Here is a 14,745-nt window from a genome sequence, read left to right on the forward strand (position 1 = left end):
AAAGATTGCACCTCGCGCGCGACTTTGGTTTCTTTGCAAAACATTGTTGCGGCTCTTGCTCGCAACGTTTCGTTCCATCTCTTTGAGGAAGGCCATGAATCTCAACATCAGGACCAAGCCGCTCCACGCGCTCTGCGCGCTGGGGCTGCTCGCCGCCAGTCCCGCCGCATTCGCAGATCCTTCGCCGGCGCTCGATCGCGTCAGCATCTGGCTCGGCGGTTCCTACCTGAACACCGATGTGCAACTGGAAGCGCGCAATCGCAGCGGCGACCTTTCCACCGGCAAACTCGATCTCGGGGGCGGTCACGAATCGGTCGCGCGCGCGCGACTGGACCTGCTGCTGTTCGACACGCAGGGCTTCACTTTCGACTTCTACTCGCTCAGCCATTCGGAAAGCACGACGCTGAACCGGCAGTTCGCGTTCCAAGACGTGCCGTTCGACATCAACGCGAGGCTGCGCGGCAAGTTCGATTTCGACATCGGCAGCGCGTCCTATCACTGGTGGTTCGGCAGCGGCAGCGACGTGTTCGGTCTCGGCGTCGGTGCGGCCTACTACCGCGCCAAGCTCGGCTTGCGCGGCGATGCCACCGTCGACGGACAGACCACCAGCGCACGCGCGAGCTGGGACGAAGACGCGGTCGCGCCGATGGTCACCCTGGCCTACAAGCACGCGTTCTCCGATTCCTTCCGCTTCTACGTCGACGCCTCCGGCGTGAAGAAGAGCGGCGGCAAGCTGTCGGGCCACATCTACGACGCCCGCGTCGGTGTGGAGTGGTTCCCGTGGCACAACCTCGGCATCGGCGCCGAGTACGGCAAGACCGAGATCAGCCTCGATCACAAGCGCAGCAGCTACAAAGCGAATCTCGACGTCGATCTCGACGGTCCGTCCGTGTTCGCTCGCCTGCGTTTCTAAGCGGATCGGCCGCAAGCGCGAACAAGAAAAAAAGCCCGCATCATGCGGGCTTTTTTTGTGGGCTGTTTTTGCGATCGATCCGTGATCGCTACCGTTTGACAGGTTTCGGCCGCAGAAGGAATTCGTCTTGGTACGGCCTAACCGCGGCCATCCATGGCTGTGGTCTTTTGCGATCATCCATGATCGCCGTTATCTGAAGTGCTCGAGTAGCGCGAAGAGTCTTGTCTTCGGACCGTCTACCTGCGGCCGTCCATGGCCGCACTTTTTTGACTTACTGCGATCATCCGTGATCGCTGTCATCTGACAGTCTTCGGCCACGGAAGGACTTCGTCTTCGTACAGTCCAACCGCGGCCGTCCATGGCCGCACTTTTCAACTAAGAACTTTTTTGCCGTGCATCTTGGGGTCAGCGGTGCCAGCGGCCGCCGCTGCGATACCAGCCGCGGTGGCCGTGTTCCCAGCGCACCGGCTCGTAGCGGTAGCCGCGGCGAGCGTGCGACCAGTAGCCCGGCGCCCACACGTAGTGGCCGCGCGACCAGCCCCAGTTGCCGTTGACCCAGACGTAACCCGCACGCGGCGGCGGAATTCTTTCGACGCGCAGCGGCGGTGGCGCCGACGTCGCGTAGACGACCACGCCTCCGCGCGCTTGTGCCGGGGTAGCGCTCAGGGCGCCGCCGGCGACCAGGGCGGCGGCAAGAATCAGCGACGACAGAATCGGGCGATACATGATTTCCTCCTCGTTCGATGCGCTCGACGGAGCGCGCGACTCGGGATCGGAAATTACGCTGGGGGCCCTGAATCGAGCCCATGCAAACCCGCGTAAAGAACGCTTACGGGGCGCGCCGCAGTGCGACGACCGCGTTGAGACCGCCGAAGGCGAACGAGTTGCTGAGTACGGCGCGCACCCACAGCTCGCGTGCGACGTTCGGCACGTAGTCGAGATCGCACTCGGGGTCGGCTTCGGTGAAATTCGCCGTCGGCGGCACCACACCGTCGCGCAAGGCGCCGATCGCCGCGACCAGTTCGACCGCGCCGGCCGCACCGAGCGCGTGCCCGTGCATCGATTTGGTGGAGGAGACGGCGAGGCGGTCGGCATGTGCGCCGAACGCGCGCCGGATCGCCTTGCTCTCGGTCGGATCGTTCGCCGGCGTGGCGGTGCCGTGCGCGTTGATGTAGTCGATGTCTTCGGGCGCGAGTCCGCCGTCCTTCAGCGCGCGCTCGATCGCTTTCGCCGCACCGGCTTCGGACGGGAACACGACGTCGCCGGCGTCGGCCGACATGCCGGCTCCGGCGAACTCGGCCAGGATCGTCGCGCCGCGGCGCTGCGCGCGCTCGAGTGTTTCCAGTACGAAGATGCCGGCACCCTCGCCGAGCACCATGCCGCGGCGCTGCTTGGAGAACGGCCGGCAGGTGTCGTCGGCCATCACGCGCATCGCTTCCCAGGCTTTGACCGTGCCGAGCGTGATGCAGGCTTCGGTGCCGCCGGCGACGGCCGCGTCGGCCACGCCGCTGCGTACCATGTGGAAGGCTTGCGCCAACGCATGGTTCGCCGACGAGCACGCGCTGACGGTGGCGAAGGCGGGGCCGCGCAGCCCGAATTCGATCGCCACGTGCGAAGCCGGCGCGTTCGCCATCAGGCGCACGATCGTCAGCGGATGCAAGCGTGGGTTGTTGTCGCCGTAGAGGCGCTTGAAGGCGGCGTCGTGGGTCTGCTCGCCGCCGACGCCGCTGCCGATCACGACCGCCGTGTTCTCGCCCAGGTCGTCCGCGGCGAAATCGATGCCCGACTGCGCGATCGCTTCGCGCGCGGCGACCAGCGCGAACTGCGAGACGCGGTCGAGCAGCGGCAGACGCTTGTCGTCGAAATGCGCGGCGGGATCGAAGCCCTGCACCTCGGCGGCGATGCCGAAACGCAAAGCCTCGCGCGGCAGGCAGGTGATCGGGCCGATCGCCGAGCGTCCTTCGCGCATCGCGGTCCAGGAATCGGTGGCGTTGTTTCCGAGCGGCGTAACGGCGCCGATGCCGGTGATGACGACGCGATGCATGCAGGAGCGAGTAGTTGAGGGGTCAGGATTGCTGCGCGGATTGCTCGGCGACGAGCTTGTCGACCGCATCGACCAGGCCCTGCACCGATTCGGTGTCGAAGTTCGGATCGCGGTCGGGCATGGTGATCTTGAAGTGGTCTTCGATCTCGAAAATGATCTGCACGGCGTCGAGCGACTGGATCTCCAGATCCTTCAGCGTCGCTTCCGGCGTGATGCGTGCGCGATCGATGCCCGACTCCTTTGCGATAATGTCGAACACGGTGTCCTGCACGCTGCTCATGGCGTTCTCCTCGATGATCGTTGCGGATCGGCGACGCGATGCGTCCGCGGCATCATCGCCGGGCGCCCGGCGATCTTCAAGGACACCGATGGCGGTCGACGCTGTCGCACGCTGCGGGCATACTGCGCCGCCCTCAACCCTAGCGGCCGCCGTATCGACGGCCCGTGAAGAACGCCGATGCCCACGACCGTAGTCACGTTGTGGCTGCTCAATGTACTGCTCGATACTTTCGGGCAGCTTTCGTTCAAGGCCGCCGCGGCCGCGCCCGGGCTCGGCGACGGCCTCGCGCGCTGGCGCGCCATGGCGCGGCGGCCGTGGATCTGGATCGGCATCGGCTGTTACGTCGGCGAGTTCCTGGTCTGGCTCGCCTTCTTGTCCTTGGTGCCGCTGTCGGAAGGCGTGCTGCTCGGTTCGATCAACATCGTCGCGGTGATGATCGCCGGACGCTTTTTGTTCAACGAGAAGTTCTCGCCGTTGCGGACCGCGGGCATCCTCCTGGTCGCAGCCGGCGTCGCCGTCGTGGGGCTTGCCTGATGCGTCGCTTCTATCTGATCGGATTCTTGGTGCTGGTCTGCTTCGATACGTTCGCACAGGTCTGCTTCAAGCTGACCGCCAACCATGCGATGCCGCCGGAGGCGAATCTGGACTGGGTCTTGCGCCTGCTGTCGACGCCGTGGGTGTACTGCGCGATCGCCTGTTACATCGGCGCGTTCCTGAGCTGGATGACCTTGCTGCAGCACGCGCCGATCGGTCCGGCGTTCGCCGCATCGCATCTGGAAGTCATCAGCGTGATGGCGCTGTCGGTGGTGCTGTTCGGCGAGAAGATCGGCACGCCGCAGTTGGTCGGCAGCGCGCTTATCATCGCCGGCATCGTCTGCCTCGCGCTCAGCGAAACCGATGGCGAAAAGCCGCCCGCCACGTAGCGAAATTCCCCCGACCGCGGGCTTGCCGCCGCGCTGGCGGGATTTGTCGCCGTTCGCCGCCGGCGCGCCGCAGCGCGGCGACCTCGGCCGCGCTGCCGCCGATTTTCTCGGCATCGACGACGTGCAGGTCGAATGCTCCGGCACCGCGAGCCTGATCGTCGCGCTGACCGCGCTGCGTCGGCTGAGCGGACGCCGCGCCGTGATCGTGCCGGCTTACACCTGTCCTTTGGTCGCGCTGGCGGTTGCGCATTGCGGTCTGGAGCTGCGTCTGTGCGATCTCGCGCCGGGCTCGATCGATTTCGACACGGCTGAACTCGCGCGCCTGTGCGATCGCGACACGCTCGCCGTGTTGCCGACGCATCTGGGCGGGCGCGTCGCCGACGTCGCCGCCGCGCTCGCGATCGCGCGCGCGGCCGGCGCGTTCGTGATCGAGGACGCCGCGCAGGCGCTCGGTGCGCGTGTGCGCGGCCATCCGGTCGGTCTCGATGGCGATGTCGGCTTTTTCAGTCTCGCCGTCGGCAAGGGACTGACCACCTTCGAAGGCGGCCTGCTGCTCGCACGCGACGCCGCCGTGCGACGCGAATTGGAGCGCACCAGCCGTGACGTCGTGCCATTTAGTTTCGGTTGGGAGCTGAAGCGATCGCTGCAGCTGCTCGGCTACCACGCCGCGTATCGACCGTCGCTGCTCGGAGTCGCCTACGGCGCGCCGCTGCGTCGCGCTCTGCGCCGTGGCGATCCGGTCGCCGCAGTCGGCGACGATTTCGACGCCGACATTCCGCTGCACACGCTCGGGCGCTGGCGTCAGTCGGTCGGCGCGCGCGCGTTCGCGCGGCTGCCGGCGTTTCTCGAGACGTGCGCTGCGCAAGCGGCGCGGCGCAAGGCGCGACTCGCGCAGATCGCCGGCGTCGAACTGCTCGACGATCCGGCCGATGCGGCCGGCACCTGGCCGTTCCTGCTGCTGCGCCTGCGCGAGGCGGCGCGCGATGCGGTGCTGCGCGAGCTGTGGGGCGCCGGGCTCGGCGTCAGCCGCCTGTTCATCCACGCGCTGCCCGATTATCGCTACCTGCAGCCCTTCGTCGGCGAGCACGCGGTGCCGAATGCGCGCGCATTCGCGGCGACGACGCTGACGATCTCCAACAGCCCGTGGCTCGACGACGATGCGTTCGAGCAAATCTGCACGGTGCTGCAAGCGGTCGTCACTTCCGCGTAGTCACTTGCGTACCAGGAACGCGTCCTGCAACGCCCACAACAGGCCGACCGGGAACGTTGTGGTATGGAACGAGCCATCGACGACCTTGCCGTGCAGCTTCAAGTTCTTGTACTTGCGCGCAGCCAGACGCTGCAGCATCTCGGCCTGCTGCGCGACCATGTTCGAGCCGTCCGGACATTGCGCCGGCGCGTCGCCGCAGCCGCCCGGATACTCGGTCGAGCCGATCGCCATGTAGAGGTTCGCCTTCAGATCGGTGTGCGTCTTCGCATACGCCGCTTCGGCCGCGAACATCGCCTTCTTGTTGTACCAGAGCGAGGCGCTGGTCAGGATGTAGTTCTGGAAGAGCTCGGGCTGATTGAACATCACCCAGATGCCGAACAAGCCGCCGTAGGACTGACCGGCCAGGCTGCGCCGCGTCGGGTCGGCGCGATACGTTTTTTCGATCAGCGGGATCGCTTCGTTCTTGATGAAGTCGAGATAGCCCGGCGCCTCGCCGGTTGGCGACGGCTTGTTGCGCACGTCGACCAGCGGCGTCAGGTCACGCTCGCGGCTGACCACCGGATCGTCGCCTCGCGCATACGAGAGCCCGACCAGGATGAAATCCTCGAAGGTGCCGTGATTGAACGGCACGCGCGTGACGCCGGAAGCGACTTGGAACGTGTACGGCCCATCGGTCAGGTACAGCACCGGGTACTTGCGCTGCGCGTTCTCGGGCTTGTCGTAGCCGGGTGGTAGTTTTACGTAGAGTTCGTAAGTGCGCTTGAGCTTCGCCGACTCGATCGCGTGGACGGCGCTGCGTTCGATTTGGAAGGGCGGGGGGTTCGGAGTAGGGGCTGATGCCGAGGAGGACTCGGCGGAAGCGGTGGAACAGGTGAGCAGAAGCGTCAGCGCGACGGGAAGAAAATTCGTCATTCGATGTCTTTAATCTTTGTTGGGATGGTGAGGGCGGCAAACCTTGCACCGTATGGCAACTGCAGAAGATTGACCATAGTCCGAAGAGCATGGGCTAGAAGAGGTCGCGATCCGTTCTGTTTCCGATATTGGCAAACGAACGCGTGTCGGTTGAACTTCCACATCGGAGCTGAAAAGTCATGCTGACCGTGCGATATGCGATGCTTTTGTCTTCGATCATTGCCCTGCTGGCATTCATGAACTTCTCGCGCGCTCAGGGGCAGTCTGACGGCACCGCTCAGGCGAAGCCGAAAGTCGCCTACAAGATTTTGACCGCGCAAGAGATGGCGGAGCTTGAAGCTACGCGGCGTTTCGCAGGTTCCGCGCAGGATCGTTCGGACGGCTACATCCATCTCTCGACCGCCGAGCAGTTGACGGCAACGGTCGACCGGCATTTCGCCGGTCAAACGGGCTTGTTCATCGTCGCCGTCGATTTGAAGGCGGCCGGCGATGTTTTGAAGTGGGAGTGGTCCGAGCGCCGCAAGCAAGACTTCCCGCATCTGTACGGAGCGTTGACTTGGGAGATGGTGATCGTGTCGGGTGCGCTTACCCGCGACGCCACGGGGACGGTGCAGCCGCCTGTCGCCAGCCGTAGCGGACGGCAACTAGAGTCTTAGCCGGCCACCGGGAAGCGCCGTATCGGGAATTCGCGGAGGCCTAGCCGGCCGTCGATCACGACCGCGCCGCGGCGTCGATCCGCTCGAGCAAACGCAGATTGAGCGCGTGCTGCTGCGCCTGCCACTCGGCCAGTTGCGCCGCGTCGATTTCCGGTTGTTCGTCGAGCGCGCTGAGCTTGCGCTTCCACCAGCTTCGGTAGCGATAGGCGGAGACGTCGCCGGTGATGTCGCTGCCGATCAGACGGCCTGTGAGCGCATCGATGCCGCGCGCGAGATCGTGTTCGAGCAGGCGGCCTTGATCCCAGTTCGTGTGCGCGACTTCGGGGCTCAGTGCGTCCTTGTCGATCGACAGATACACCGGCGCGGTCGAGCCGCGTTGTTCCTCGACGAAGCGATCGAGCAGGGCTGCGGGCGTGTCGAAACCGCGAAACGCGGCGTGTAGGCCGAGGCGGCGCGACCAGCCGGTATCGACGCCGACGGTCCAATATTCGAGCTTGCCGCGGCGCAGCGGGGTCAGATAGTTCTCCCACGCGTGCGCGGAGGAAACGTCGGCCGAGCTGATGCCGAGCACGCGTACGCGCGAAACGACCGGCAGCAATGCGACCTTGCGCACCCACGAACCGCAGTGCACGCCGAACGGGAAGCGCATGTTGTCGGGGTGGTTGTCGAATACGACGACTTCGAACGGTGCCTGCGCGGCACGACGTTCGATCAGCGGCCAGCTCAGGTGGTGGTAGTCGCCGCTGCCGAGGAAGACGGTACCGTAGCTCGCCGGCAGCTGCGCTTCGATCGCGCGCACGACCGCGCGGAAGCGGCGCAAGCCGCAGCCGAAGCGGATCGCCTCCTGCCACTGGCCGAGGTCGAGCACGCGCGCGCCGGGCAGCGCGCCGACCGAGCGGTCGAAATCAAGGACGAGCGGCGCCGGCATCGGTGTTTGAACCGGTGTCGCCGTCGAGACGCGCGCGGTCGCTCTCGAAGCGCCCGGCGATCTTCTGCAGCAGGGCGCGCAGCACGCGGCTGCGCGGGCGCACGGCATGGCGCGTGAAGGTGAAGCGCGCGCCGAGATAGGACTTGATCTCCGGATCGGTCCAGCCGGCGACGTAGCAGCACAGGTCGCGCCGCAGCGCGTAGTCGAGGTTGTGCATCCAGCTCACGAAGTAGAGGTTCTGCTCGCGCGCTTGCGGATAGCGGAAGCCGACGTATTTGTCGACCAGCGCATCACCGACGACGAAGCAGAGATTCCAGCCGATCAGCTCGCCGCGATGACGATACACGAACACGATACCGCCGCACGAGGCGTCTTGCAGCAGCGCGTCGAAGAACTCGCGACTGAGCTGGTCGAAGTGGATTTCGCTCTGCGCATAGACTTCGAGGTAGCGCGCGTAGAACTCCGCGCGTACCGCGGCGTCGGCGAAGTACGCATCGCCGGTCGGAATCTCGACGATCTCGAGTTCGGCGCGCGCGCGCAACTTGCGCCGGATGTCCTTGCGCCTGCCCGAGGACAGCCGCGCGAGATAGTCGTCGGTCGATTCGAAGTCGATCGGCACCCACGCCAGCGCCTGGCCTTCGAGCAGGACGAAGCCGGCCTGCTCGCAGGCGCGCGCGACCTCGCGCGCGGCAGCGTTGCTGGCCTGATCGAGCAGCGGCGATTCCTGCGGCAGATCCTTGACGATTACGAACGGCTGGCGTGCAGCCGGCGCGGTGCGCCATTCGCGCACCAGCGCGGCTGCGTCGGCGCCGCGCGGCAGCAGCGCGTACTCCGACACGGTGGTGCCGACGAAGCAGGTGCGCGGGCGCAGCAGGCGGCTCCACCAGCGATACAGCGGCAGCGCCGAGACGCGCCGGCGCATGTCGTCGTCGGCGGTGGTCAACAGATCGAAGCGCGCGACGAAGGCCGGCGTGCCCGAAGGCAGCGTCAAGGCGTCGAAGTCGAGCGGCGGATGCGCGAGGAAATGCCGTACCAGCGCGGGCGGTTCGAGCAGGTTGTGATACGCGCCCGCGACGGCCGTCATCAGTCGGCGGCGGCGATCGCCGCACCGTGCGGCAACTCGACCGGATTGTTTTCGACGATGCGCTGGAAGAACGCGGCCGAGCGTTCGATCAACTTGCCGCGCTCCTGATCGACCGTGACCATGTGGTAGCTGTTGTCGAGCAGCAGGGTTTCGACCGGCGCGTTCACGCCGCGCTCGACCATGCGCACGTTGCGCAACGAGGCGACGTCGTCGTTGGACGAATGCGCGACGAAGCACGGCGCGCGCACGCGGCCGAGGCGGTTGCGCACGTGCAGCGAAAGACGCTGGAACTGCGCCAGCGACGGCCACGGGAAGCCGGCCAAACCGGCCGCCTGGCTGTCGCCGGCGAGCATCGCGCCGACGATGCGGTTGCGGATGCGTTCGTCCTTGATGCCGTACGGCTCGACCTCTTCCGAGGCGCGGTCATGGCCGAAGCCGAGCGCGGTGATCAGGGGCAGCAGAAAGGCGAGGCGGCCGATCGCCGGCGTGGCCCAGCCGTCATGGAAGAAGGTGGTGCCGTAGAGGCCGAGGCCGTCGACGTCGCGCGGGCGGTCGAGCGCGAGCTTGAGCGCGAGCACCGCGCCCATCGACAAGCCGGCGACGAACAGATGATCGACCTGTTCGCGCAAGCGGTCGGCGGCGGCGTCGACGCTGGCGACCCAGTCGCGCCAGCCGGTGGCGAGCAGATCGGCCGGGTCGCCGCAGTGGCCGGCGAGCTGCATGCCGAGCACGCTGAAACCGGCGCGGTTGAGGCCGTTGCCGACGAAGCGCATCTCGGTCGGCGTGCCGGTCAAACCGTGGATCAGGAGCACGCCGGCGCGGCCGCCGCGTAAATAGAATTCCGAAGGTTTGATCATGAAGATTGTTCGGTAAATCAGTGTGTTGGGATGTCTCTAGCGACCGCGCGAACGCGCAGTGGCCGGACCTTGCCGATAGCTTGATGCAGCCGTCTTTCGGGCGGCTTTCGGCGGTCGAGCGGATGCGATGGGGAATGTCCCGATCCATCACGCAGTTGCGTACTTCGATGGCATCCACCACGCAATGGGAATGCCATGAGAACCGCTTTGTTCGCTTTCGGCCTGCTCGTACTCGCGCGCGCCTCCGCCATGGACATCGACAAGGACATCCTGCAAGCGCGTGTGCTCGACGCCGACGGACAGACCTTCGGCACGCTCGCCTCCAGCGACCTTACGCCGGATGCGAGCTTCGCCGGTTCCGGTTCGCGCACCGTCGATCTCAACAACGCCAGCGACAAATTCGACGTCGCCCTGCGCGTCTTCCCGAGCAGCGACGGCGGCTACTGGCTGGCCGGCTATCAGGCCGGTCCGTCGAACGCGCGCAGTCTGGCGATCAGCAAGCTCAGGGCCGACGGCAGCTACGACACCGCCTACAACGGCACCGGCAAGCGGCTGATCGCCTCGACCATGCTCGAGGTCACCGACGTCGCCATCGGCGGCGGCGAAACGCTGTACTTCGTCGGCACCCAGCACACCGGGTCGAACACCGACTTGGACATCCAAGTGGCCTGCGTCGACAACACTGGCACGTTGTGCGACGGCTTCGGTTCGGGCGGCGTGCACGCGATCTGGCTGGATCTGGGCGCCGATGCGGCGAACAAGGATGATCGCCCGAACCGCATCGTCTGGTACGCCAGCCAGCTCTACATCGTCGGCGAGACCGAAACCGATTCGGGCGTCGGCACGAGCAGGGACCCGGCCGCCTTCGCGATCAATCTGAACCCCGCCAGCGGCGCGCAGAACATGAGCTTCGGCAACGTCCCCGCGCACGCCGGCGTCTATCTGTACAACCCCAACCTCACGCCGAACGGGCGCGAGGCGGCGTTCGACGTGCTGGCCTACTCGCCGGCGCCGTTCGCCTATCGTCTGGTGATCGTCGGCATCAAGCAGCGCGCAGCCGGCGATGCAGACACCGACGGCTTCACTCTCAGCGTGAACGGCGTGACCGGGTACGCGGACGGTTTCATCGACGATTCCGTCTTCGGCGACCTCGGCAGCAAGAAGCAGGACGCGCTGCTGCGCGTGATCCGGCGCCACAACGGTGGTTTCGCCGTGGCCGGCTTCGCCTACAACGACAGCGCCAGCCCCACGCCGCAATACGAATTGCTGATGGCGGCCTACAAAGCCGACGGCAATCTGGACAACGGCTTCGGCGGCGACAACACCAATATGCGGCATCAGCTGCTGCTGAGCGGAACCAACGTACCGTACGGATTGGCCGAGCGCGTCGATACGCGCGATCTCGTCGTCGGCGTCGACATGAAGGCCGATCTGTTCGGCGATGGGCATCCGATGCAAGCGGTGGTCCAGCTCGGCAGGAATGGCGCGCCGCTGCACGGCTTGGCGATCCTCGACTTCGCCGCCAGCACGGACGCGCAGAAGGCTTCGGTCGGTTCGGATCTGATCATCGCCGGCGGCAAAGTCGTCACTGCCGGCTATCGTCGCTGGATGGAGGGCAGCCCGGCCGCTGCCGGCGACTTCGACATGACGGCCGCGCGCTTCGTCGCCACCGACACCATCTTCGCCGACCAATTCGGCGGACCGAACTCCGATTGACGCGCCGCCGCGACGCCGGCCGGCAGAGCATCGGCGGCGTCGCGGATTCCTTCGCGGCTATCATCGTCCTCGACGCGGACGTACCGCGAACGGAGTACGACGATGGAACTGGGCATGATCGGCCTCGGCCGCATGGGCGCGAACATGGCGCAGCGCTTGCTGCGCGGCGGGCATCGCGTGATCGGCTTCGACCCGAACGCGGACGCACGCGCCGCAGTGGTCGCGAGCGGCGGCGCCGCGGCGGCTTCGCTGCAGGAATTGGTCGGCCAGCTCGGCGCGCCGCGCGCGCTGTGGCTGATGGTGCCGGCGGGAGAGATCACCGATCGCACGGTCGCATCGCTGCTGCCCCTGCTCGCGCGCGGCGACGCCTTGATCGACGGCGGCAACTCGAACTATCGCGACACGCTGCGCCGCGCGGCGCAAGCAGCCGAGTACGGCGTCGACTACCTCGACTGCGGCACCAGCGGCGGCGTGTGGGGGCTGGCCGAAGGCTACAGCCTGATGATCGGCGGCGAGGCGGCCGCGTTCGAGCGGTTGCGGCCGATCTTCCAGGCCTTGGCGCCGGCGCCCGATCGCGGCTGGGGTCACGTCGGCGCGAGCGGCGCCGGGCACTACGCGAAGATGATCCACAACGGCATCGAGTACGGCCTGATGCAGGCCTACGCGGAAGGTTTCTCGATCCTCAAGCACAAGACCGATTTCGCCTTCGATCTGCACCAGCTGGCCGAAATCTGGCGCCACGGCAGCGTGGTGCGTTCATGGTTGCTCGACTTGACCGCCGACGCTTTGTCGAAGAATCCGTCCATGGCCGGCATCGCGCCGCACGTGGCGGATTCGGGCGAAGGCCGCTGGGCCGTGGCCGAGGCGATCGCGCTCGACGTGCCGGCGCCGGTCATCACGCAAGCTTTGCTCGAACGCCTGCGTTCGCGCGACGACGATTCCTATGCCGACAAGCTGCTCGCGGCGATGCGCAACGAGTTCGGCGGGCATGCGGTGAAGAAGGAATAGCGTCGACAGTCCGGGCGCGGCAGCGACGCGTAAGCGTCAGCGCGGCGGCAGGCCGCGCGCCAGCTCGCGCGTCAATGCTTCGGCCGGAATGTCGCGGCAGCCGCTTGCGTTCTGGCCGGACCAGAGCTGCGAGAAATCCGCACTGCCGCGCGCTTCCGCGTGCGCGCGCAACGGCGCGATCGCGATCGATGCGAGCGGGAACGCGGGCGCCGTTTCATCGAGCGGGCCGAGTTCGCGCATCAGGCGATTGACGATGCCGCGCGCCGGCCGGCCGCTGAAGAGATTGGTCAATGCCGTGTGCTGCGCCGTCTCGCCGCGCAAGGCGGCGCGATGCACGCTGTTGGTGGTCGCTTCGGGGCAGAGCAGGTAAGCCGTGCCGATCTGTACGCCGGCGGCGCCCAGTGCGAACGCGGCGGCGACGCCTTGCGCATCGGCGATGCCGCCGGCGGCGATCACCGGCACGCGCACCGCGCGCACGAGTTGCGGCAACAGGGCGAAGGTTCCGGCTTGGCGGGTGAGGTCGTCGGACAAGAAATGTCCGCGATGCCCGCCCGCCTCCAAGCCCTGCGCGACGATCGCATCGACGCCGCGCGCTTCCAGCCAAAGCGCTTCGTCCAAGGTCGTCGCCGACGACAGGACTTTCGCGCCCCAGGCGCGCACGCGTGCGAGCAGCTCCGGCGCCGGCAGGCCGAAATGGAAGCTGACGATCGGCGGCTTGAATTCCTCCAAGACATCCGCGGCAGCGGCGTCGAACGGCGTGCGCGATGCGGTCGTCGCCGCCGGCGGCAGATCGAGCCCGGCTTCGCGGTAGTACGGCGCGAGCCGTTCGCGCCAGGCCGCCTCGCGTCGCGCATCCGGCGTCGGCGGCGTGTGGCAGAAGAAGTTCACGTTGAACGGCCGCTGCGTTCGCTCGCGGATCGCCGCGAGCTCTTCGCGCAGAACCTCGCGTGAGAGCGTGGCGCAGGGCAGGGAGCCGAGCGCTCCGGTGCCGCACACGGCGAGCGCGAGCGCGCTGCCCTGCACGCCGGCCATCGGCGCCTGGATGATCGGCAGCTCGACGCCGAGCAGCGCGGCGAGGTCGGTGCGCGTCGGCGCTGCAACGATTTCGGTCATGCCCGGAACCTCGCCGCTCGAAGACGCCACAGCCTACTCCAGCCCGGTCGCCGGGAGCGCAGGGCTCGGCGAGCGGCCGTAAAACTTTTTTTGCGCGCGTGTCGATTTCCCGTTTTCCCGTTCGTCGTACCTGCAAGAGCGCAGGAACGGATCGTCCGTAACCCGCTCACATACGAGGAGAAGCGACATGCGATTCATGGTGATGATCAAGGCGAATGCGGACACCGAAGCGGGCGTGATGCCGAGCGAGCAGCTGCTTACCGCGATGGGCAAGTACAACGAAGAACTGGTCAAGGCTGGCGTGATGCTGGCGGGCGAGGGCTTGCATCCGAGTTCCAAGGGCCTGCGCGTGAACTTCGGCGCGGACGGCAAGCGCGCGGTCATCGACGGCCCGTTCACCGAGTCGAAGGAGCTCGTCTGCGGCTTCTGGCTGTGGCAGGTACGTTCGAAGGAAGAGGCGGTCGAGTGGCTCAAGCGCGCACCGTTCCAGGCGGGCGACGTGGTCGAGCTGCGCCAGGTGTTCGAAGCCGAAGACTTCGGCGCCGAGTTCACCCCCGAGCTGCGCGAACAGGAAGATCGTCTGCGCGCCGAGATCGCCTCGCGCTGATCCGAACCGACTGACGACCGGGACACGACGATGAAGCTCACCACTTATCTCAACTTCGACGGCAATACCCGCGAGGCGTTCGAGTTCTACGCGAAACTGCTCGGCGGCAAGATAGTCGCCATGATGAGCTACGGCGAAACCCCCGGCTGCGAAGACATGCCGGAAGCCGAGCGCAACAAGATCATGCACGCGCGCCTGGAAATCGGCAGCGATGCGTTGATGGCAACGGACAGCACCGCGCAGTATCCGTACCACAAGATCCGCTGCGCCTACGTCGTCTTCGATACCGACAGCTCGGAAGATGCCGAGCGCATCTTCGCCGCGCTGTCGGCCGGCGGCCAGATCGAAATGCCGATGCAGGAGACGTTCTGGGCGCATCGCTACGGCATCACCGTCGACCGCTTCGGCGTGCCGTGGATGATCAACCACGCCAAGCCGATGCCGGCGGCTTGATCGCCGTCACCGCAGCCGTTCGAAAATCCGCAATCCCCTCT

The 14,745-nt window shown here is 66.5% G+C and carries 17 protein-coding genes; 9 read left to right on the top strand and 8 right to left on the bottom strand.

Features of this window, described 5'->3' with window-relative positions:
* Window positions 1-94: 94 nt before the first annotated feature.
* Complete coding sequence (locus AC3QL3_RS05510; protein WP_492897336.1) at window positions 95-913, top strand: hypothetical protein; 819 nt, start codon at window positions 95-97, stop codon at window positions 911-913.
* Window positions 914-1,318: 405 nt separating this feature from the next.
* Here the strand turns inward: AC3QL3_RS05510 and AC3QL3_RS05515 are convergent, their stop codons facing one another.
* From AC3QL3_RS05515 to AC3QL3_RS05525, 3 genes are all read right to left on the bottom strand, one after another.
* A complete protein-coding gene (locus AC3QL3_RS05515; RefSeq protein WP_492897338.1) occupies window positions 1,319-1,639 on the bottom strand; it encodes a YXWGXW repeat-containing protein in 321 nt (106 codons plus the stop codon).
* 103 nt (window positions 1,640-1,742) lie between these two features.
* Entirely contained in the window at window positions 1,743-2,957 is a 1,215-nt protein-coding gene (locus tag AC3QL3_RS05520) for a beta-ketoacyl-[acyl-carrier-protein] synthase family protein (protein ID WP_492897339.1), read from the bottom strand.
* A 22-nt stretch (window positions 2,958-2,979) separates the two neighbouring features.
* A complete protein-coding gene (locus tag AC3QL3_RS05525; protein WP_492897340.1) occupies window positions 2,980-3,237 on the bottom strand; it encodes an acyl carrier protein in 258 nt (85 codons plus the stop codon).
* A gap of 177 nt (window positions 3,238-3,414) precedes the next feature.
* On the opposite strand from AC3QL3_RS05525, the gene AC3QL3_RS05530 reads away from it, so the two are divergent.
* The 3 genes from AC3QL3_RS05530 to AC3QL3_RS05540 are packed head-to-tail and all read left to right on the top strand — an operon-like array spanning window position 3,415 to window position 5,370.
* Entirely contained in the window at window positions 3,415-3,771 is a 357-nt protein-coding gene (locus tag AC3QL3_RS05530; protein WP_492897341.1) for a DMT family transporter, read from the top strand.
* Complete coding sequence (locus AC3QL3_RS05535) at window positions 3,771-4,160, top strand: DMT family transporter (protein WP_492897342.1); 390 nt, start codon at window positions 3,771-3,773, stop codon at window positions 4,158-4,160. Before AC3QL3_RS05530 ends, AC3QL3_RS05535 begins: the two co-directional genes overlap by 1 nt.
* On the top strand, window positions 4,135-5,370 hold the full coding sequence (locus AC3QL3_RS05540) for a DegT/DnrJ/EryC1/StrS family aminotransferase (protein ID WP_492897343.1): 1,236 nt from the start codon (window positions 4,135-4,137) through the stop codon (window positions 5,368-5,370). Before AC3QL3_RS05535 ends, AC3QL3_RS05540 begins: the two co-directional genes overlap by 26 nt.
* On the opposite strand, the gene AC3QL3_RS05545 is transcribed toward AC3QL3_RS05540, so the two are convergent.
* The gene (locus AC3QL3_RS05545; protein WP_492897345.1) at window positions 5,371-6,282 is read right to left on the bottom strand and encodes an alpha/beta hydrolase; all 912 of its coding nucleotides are present in this window, start codon (window positions 6,280-6,282) and stop codon (window positions 5,371-5,373) included.
* A gap of 179 nt (window positions 6,283-6,461) precedes the next feature.
* Here AC3QL3_RS05545 and AC3QL3_RS05550 point away from each other — a divergent pair, with 179 nt between their 5' ends.
* The gene (locus tag AC3QL3_RS05550; RefSeq protein WP_492897346.1) at window positions 6,462-6,938 is read left to right on the top strand and encodes a DUF952 domain-containing protein; all 477 of its coding nucleotides are present in this window, start codon (window positions 6,462-6,464) and stop codon (window positions 6,936-6,938) included.
* Window positions 6,939-6,993: 55 nt separating this feature from the next.
* Here the strand turns inward: AC3QL3_RS05550 and AC3QL3_RS05555 are convergent, their stop codons facing one another.
* Genes AC3QL3_RS05555 through AC3QL3_RS05565 form a run of 3 tightly spaced genes read right to left on the bottom strand, consistent with a single transcriptional unit; the run spans window position 6,994 to window position 9,807 of the window.
* A complete protein-coding gene (locus AC3QL3_RS05555) occupies window positions 6,994-7,866 on the bottom strand; it encodes a hypothetical protein (protein WP_492897347.1) in 873 nt (290 codons plus the stop codon).
* Window positions 7,844-8,950, bottom strand: coding sequence for a peptidogalycan biosysnthesis protein (locus AC3QL3_RS05560; protein ID WP_492897348.1), 1,107 nt, complete (start codon window positions 8,948-8,950; stop codon window positions 7,844-7,846). The genes AC3QL3_RS05555 and AC3QL3_RS05560 overlap by 23 nt, the downstream gene beginning before the upstream one ends.
* Complete coding sequence (locus tag AC3QL3_RS05565; RefSeq protein ID WP_492897349.1) at window positions 8,950-9,807, bottom strand: alpha/beta hydrolase; 858 nt, start codon at window positions 9,805-9,807, stop codon at window positions 8,950-8,952. The genes AC3QL3_RS05560 and AC3QL3_RS05565 overlap by 1 nt, the downstream gene beginning before the upstream one ends.
* Before the next feature lie 195 nt (window positions 9,808-10,002).
* Here AC3QL3_RS05565 and AC3QL3_RS05570 point away from each other — a divergent pair, with 195 nt between their 5' ends.
* A complete protein-coding gene (locus AC3QL3_RS05570) occupies window positions 10,003-11,523 on the top strand; it encodes a hypothetical protein (RefSeq protein ID WP_492897350.1) in 1,521 nt (506 codons plus the stop codon).
* Window positions 11,524-11,625: 102 nt separating this feature from the next.
* A complete protein-coding gene (gene gnd / locus AC3QL3_RS05575) occupies window positions 11,626-12,531 on the top strand; it encodes a phosphogluconate dehydrogenase (NAD(+)-dependent, decarboxylating) (RefSeq protein ID WP_492897351.1) in 906 nt (301 codons plus the stop codon).
* A gap of 36 nt (window positions 12,532-12,567) precedes the next feature.
* On the opposite strand, the gene AC3QL3_RS05580 is transcribed toward gnd, so the two are convergent.
* A complete protein-coding gene (locus tag AC3QL3_RS05580; protein WP_492897352.1) occupies window positions 12,568-13,644 on the bottom strand; it encodes an NAD(P)H-dependent flavin oxidoreductase in 1,077 nt (358 codons plus the stop codon).
* A 187-nt stretch (window positions 13,645-13,831) separates the two neighbouring features.
* On the opposite strand from AC3QL3_RS05580, the gene AC3QL3_RS05585 reads away from it, so the two are divergent.
* Both AC3QL3_RS05585 and AC3QL3_RS05590 read left to right on the top strand, forming a co-directional pair.
* Entirely contained in the window at window positions 13,832-14,251 is a 420-nt protein-coding gene (locus AC3QL3_RS05585) for a YciI family protein (RefSeq protein ID WP_492897353.1), read from the top strand.
* 30 nt (window positions 14,252-14,281) lie between these two features.
* Entirely contained in the window at window positions 14,282-14,704 is a 423-nt protein-coding gene (locus tag AC3QL3_RS05590; protein ID WP_492897354.1) for a VOC family protein, read from the top strand.
* Window positions 14,705-14,745: the final 41 nt, after the last annotated feature.

The organism is Dokdonella sp. GW821-FHT11D02 (assembly GCF_058808595.1).

Bases quoted from the DNA above. Each gene is read 5' to 3' on its own strand.
- AC3QL3_RS05510 (WP_492897336.1), top strand. From the start codon at position 95: ATGAATCTCAACATCAGGACCAAGCCGCTCCACGCGCTCTGCGCGCTG.
- AC3QL3_RS05515 (WP_492897338.1), bottom strand. From the start codon at position 1,639: ATGTATCGCCCGATTCTGTCGTCGCTGATTCTTGCCGCCGCCCTGGTC.
- AC3QL3_RS05520 (WP_492897339.1), bottom strand. From the start codon at position 2,957: ATGCATCGCGTCGTCATCACCGGCATCGGCGCCGTTACGCCGCTCGGA.
- AC3QL3_RS05525 (WP_492897340.1), bottom strand. From the start codon at position 3,237: ATGAGCAGCGTGCAGGACACCGTGTTCGACATTATCGCAAAGGAGTCG.
- AC3QL3_RS05530 (WP_492897341.1), top strand. From the start codon at position 3,415: ATGCCCACGACCGTAGTCACGTTGTGGCTGCTCAATGTACTGCTCGAT.
- AC3QL3_RS05535 (WP_492897342.1), top strand. From the start codon at position 3,771: ATGCGTCGCTTCTATCTGATCGGATTCTTGGTGCTGGTCTGCTTCGAT.
- AC3QL3_RS05540 (WP_492897343.1), top strand. From the start codon at position 4,135: ATGGCGAAAAGCCGCCCGCCACGTAGCGAAATTCCCCCGACCGCGGGC.
- AC3QL3_RS05545 (WP_492897345.1), bottom strand. From the start codon at position 6,282: ATGACGAATTTTCTTCCCGTCGCGCTGACGCTTCTGCTCACCTGTTCC.
- AC3QL3_RS05550 (WP_492897346.1), top strand. From the start codon at position 6,462: ATGCTGACCGTGCGATATGCGATGCTTTTGTCTTCGATCATTGCCCTG.
- AC3QL3_RS05555 (WP_492897347.1), bottom strand. From the start codon at position 7,866: ATGCCGGCGCCGCTCGTCCTTGATTTCGACCGCTCGGTCGGCGCGCTG.
- AC3QL3_RS05560 (WP_492897348.1), bottom strand. From the start codon at position 8,950: ATGACGGCCGTCGCGGGCGCGTATCACAACCTGCTCGAACCGCCCGCG.
- AC3QL3_RS05565 (WP_492897349.1), bottom strand. From the start codon at position 9,807: ATGATCAAACCTTCGGAATTCTATTTACGCGGCGGCCGCGCCGGCGTG.
- AC3QL3_RS05570 (WP_492897350.1), top strand. From the start codon at position 10,003: ATGAGAACCGCTTTGTTCGCTTTCGGCCTGCTCGTACTCGCGCGCGCC.
- gnd (WP_492897351.1), top strand. From the start codon at position 11,626: ATGGAACTGGGCATGATCGGCCTCGGCCGCATGGGCGCGAACATGGCG.
- AC3QL3_RS05580 (WP_492897352.1), bottom strand. From the start codon at position 13,644: ATGACCGAAATCGTTGCAGCGCCGACGCGCACCGACCTCGCCGCGCTG.
- AC3QL3_RS05585 (WP_492897353.1), top strand. From the start codon at position 13,832: ATGCGATTCATGGTGATGATCAAGGCGAATGCGGACACCGAAGCGGGC.
- AC3QL3_RS05590 (WP_492897354.1), top strand. From the start codon at position 14,282: ATGAAGCTCACCACTTATCTCAACTTCGACGGCAATACCCGCGAGGCG.